General features: G+C 53.3%; 1 rRNA gene. It reads right to left on the bottom strand.

Features of this window, described 5'->3' with window-relative positions:
• Positions 1 to 38: 38 nt before the first annotated feature.
• Positions 39 to 2,968, bottom strand: a 23S ribosomal RNA gene (locus tag G9F75_RS19630).
• Positions 2,969 to 3,003 lie beyond the last annotated feature (35 nt).

Here is a 3,003-nt window from a genome sequence, read left to right as displayed (position 1 = left end):
TTCTCTCAAAACTAGATAACAGTAAGCATACATTCAAATTGGTTAAGTCCTCGATCGATTAGTATCTGTCAGCTCCATGTGTCGCCACACTTCCACCTCAGACCTATCAACCTGATCATCTTTCAGGGATCTTACTTCCTTGCGGAATGGGAAATCTCATCTTGAGGGGGGCTTCATGCTTAGATGCTTTCAGCACTTATCCCGTCCGCACATAGCTACCCAGCGATGCCCTTGGCAGAACAACTGGTACACCAGCGGTGCGTCCATCCCGGTCCTCTCGTACTAAGGACAGCTCCTCTCAAATTTCCTGCGCCCGCGACGGATAGGGACCGAACTGTCTCACGACGTTCTGAACCCAGCTCGCGTACCGCTTTAATGGGCGAACAGCCCAACCCTTGGGACCGACTACAGCCCCAGGATGCGATGAGCCGACATCGAGGTGCCAAACCTCCCCGTCGATGTGGACTCTTGGGGGAGATAAGCCTGTTATCCCCGGGGTAGCTTTTATCCGTTGAGCGATGGCCCTTCCATGCGGAACCACCGGATCACTAAGCCCGACTTTCGTCCCTGCTCGACTTGTAGGTCTCGCAGTCAAGCTCCCTTGTGCCTTTACACTCTGCGAATGATTTCCAACCATTCTGAGGGAACCTTTGGGCGCCTCCGTTACCTTTTAGGAGGCGACCGCCCCAGTCAAACTGCCCACCTGACACTGTCTCCCCGCCCGATAAGGGCGGCGGGTTAGAAGGTCAATACAGCCAGGGTAGTATCCCACCGATGCCTCCACCGAAGCTGGCGCTCCGGTTTCCAAGGCTCCTACCTATCCTGTACAAGCTGTACCAACATTCAATATCAGGCTGCAGTAAAGCTCCACGGGGTCTTTCCGTCCTGTCGCGGGTAACCTGCATCTTCACAGGTACTATAATTTCACCGAGTCTCTCGTTGAGACAGTGCCCAGATCGTTGCGCCTTTCGTGCGGGTCGGAACTTACCCGACAAGGAATTTCGCTACCTTAGGACCGTTATAGTTACGGCCGCCGTTTACTGGGGCTTCAATTCGCACCTTCGCTTACGCTAAGCGCTCCTCTTAACCTTCCAGCACCGGGCAGGCGTCAGCCCCTATACTTCGCCTTACGGCTTCGCAGAGACCTGTGTTTTTGCTAAACAGTCGCCTGGGCCTATTCACTGCGGCTCTCTCGGGCTTGCACCCTAACAGAGCACCCCTTCTCCCGAAGTTACGGGGTCATTTTGCCGAGTTCCTTAACGAGAGTTCTCTCGATCACCTTAGGATTCTCTCCTCGCCTACCTGTGTCGGTTTGCGGTACGGGCACCTCTCACCTCGCTAGAGGCTTTTCTTGGCAGTGTGGAATCAGGAACTTCGCTACTATAATTCGCTCGCCATCACAGCTCAGCCTTCACGGGAAACGGATTTGCCTATTTCCCAGCCTAACTGCTTGGACGCGGATATCCAATACCGCGCTTACCCTATCCTCCTGCGTCCCCCCATTGCTCAAATGGTGAGGAGGTGGTACAGGAATATCAACCTGTTATCCATCGCCTACGCCTTTCGGCCTCGGCTTAGGTCCCGACTAACCCTGAGCGGACGAGCCTTCCTCAGGAAACCTTAGGCATTCGGTGGAGGGGATTCTCACCCCTCTTTCGCTACTCATACCGGCATTCTCACTTCTAAGCGCTCCACAAGTCCTTCCGGTCTTGCTTCACAGCCCTTAGAACGCTCTCCTACCACTGTTCGAAGAACAGTCCGCAGCTTCGGTGATACGTTTAGCCCCGGTACATTTTCGGCGCAGAGTCACTCGACCAGTGAGCTATTACGCACTCTTTAAATGGTGGCTGCTTCTAAGCCAACATCCTGGTTGTCTAAGCAACTCCACATCCTTTTCCACTTAACGTATACTTTGGGACCTTAGCTGGCGGTCTGGGCTGTTTCCCTTTCGACTACGGATCTTATCACTCGCAGTCTGACTCCCAAGGATAAGTCATCGGCATTCGGAGTTTGACTGAATTCGGTAACCCGGTAGGGGCCCCTAGTCCAATCAGTGCTCTACCTCCGAGACTCTTACCTTGAGGCTAGCCCTAAAGCTATTTCGGAGAGAACCAGCTATCTCCAGGTTCGATTGGCATTTCACCCCTACCCACACCTCATCCCCGCACTTTTCAACGTGCGTGGGTTCGGGCCTCCATTCAGTGTTACCTGAACTTCACCCTGGACATGGGTAGATCACCTGGTTTCGGGTCTACGACCACGTACTCAATTCGCCCTATTCAGACTCGCTTTCGCTGCGGCTCCGCATCTTCTGCTTAACCTTGCACGGGATCGTAACTCGCCGGTTCATTCTACAAAAGGCACGCCATCACCCGTTAACGGGCTCTGACTACTTGTAGGCACACGGTTTCAGGATCTCTTTCACTCCCCTTCCGGGGTGCTTTTCACCTTTCCCTCACGGTACTGGTTCACTATCGGTCACTAGGGAGTATTTAGCCTTGGGAGATGGTCCTCCCGGATTCCGACGGAATTTCACGTGTTCCGCCGTACTCAGGATCCACTCAGGAGAGAACGAAGTTTTGACTACAGGGCTGTTACCTCCTATGGCGGGCCTTTCCAGACCTCTTCATCTACCTCGTTCCTTTGTAACTCCGTACAGAGTGTCCTACAACCCCAAGAGGCAAGCCTCTTGGTTTGGGCTGGTCCCGTTTCGCTCGCCGCTACTCAGGGAATCGCATTTGCTTTCTCTTCCTCCGGGTACTTAGATGTTTCAGTTCCCCGGGTCTGCCTTCTCATATCCTATGTATTCAGATATGGATACCACTCCATTACGAGTGGTGGGTTTCCCCATTCGGAAATCTCCGGATCAAAGCTTGCTTACAGCTCCCCGAAGCATATCGGTGTTCGTCCCGTCCTTCATCGGCTCCTAGTGCCAAGGCATCCACCGTGCGCCCTTTCTAACTTAACCGTTAAAAAGAATCACTACGTGATATCTTGCATTAC

The organism is Bacillus sp. EKM208B (genome assembly GCF_011800725.1).
GTDB classification, from domain to species: domain Bacteria; phylum Bacillota; class Bacilli; order Bacillales; family Bacillaceae; genus Bacillus; species Bacillus velezensis.
This window is presented reverse-complemented; position numbering and strand designations above follow the sequence as displayed.